Consider the following 724-nt stretch of genomic DNA (forward strand, 5'->3'; position numbering starts at 1 on the left):
TCCGATTATTTTAATTGGGTTTGCCATCGTTTTTGTCTTATTAGCCCTTTATATGTTGGGCGTATTTAGCATTCGTCTGCCAAGATTCATCAGTAGTAAAATGCAGGGTCTAAGCCAAGCGGGGGATAGCAAACTTGGTAGTACGGGTGGCAGTTTAATTGCGGGATTCTTATCGGCGCTCGTGGTATCGCCATGCGTTTCGGCACCCTTATTTGGGGCGCTGCTTGCCGTATCGACGATTGGCAGTCCGCTCCTTGGCTTTGCCGCTTTATTTATGCTCGGTTTTGGTTTATCAGCGCCGCTTATCTTAATCGGCGCGACCCAAGGTAAAATCATGCCTAAAGCTGGCGAGTGGATGAACTGGGTCAAGCAAGGCTTTGCTTTGCTGCTGTTTGCCGTGGCGTTGTTATTAATTGAGCGCGTCTTTATCTCGCCTGTAATGCTGATAGTGTGGGCCCTGTGGTTTATGGTCGTGGCGATGTGGGCATGGAGCTGGCTAGGCAAAGGTCGAATGTTGACCCAAGCATTAAGCTTAATCGCTGGTATTTGGGCGACGTGTTTAATCGTCGGCGCCGCATTGGGTAATGACGACAGCTTACATCCGCTCGCGTCATTAAGCGCCGCGCCAGTGATGCAGACGACTGCTGGTCAACCAGCCAGCAGTAATGCAACCGATAAGACGGTCACGACGCTCGCTGAATTAGATGCTATTGTCGCCGCCAAC

The 724-nt window shown here is 50.7% G+C and carries 1 protein-coding gene; it reads left to right on the top strand.

All coding sequences use genetic code 11. From position 1 onward, the window contains the following. Positions 1-724, top strand: a 724-nt coding sequence (locus CXF58_RS01225) for a cytochrome c biogenesis protein CcdA (RefSeq protein ID WP_323807194.1), incomplete at both ends; no start/stop codon positions are given.

It is taken from the genome of Psychrobacter sp. Sarcosine-02u-2 (genome assembly GCF_002836335.1).
GTDB classification, from domain to species: domain Bacteria; phylum Pseudomonadota; class Gammaproteobacteria; order Pseudomonadales; family Moraxellaceae; genus Psychrobacter; species Psychrobacter faecalis.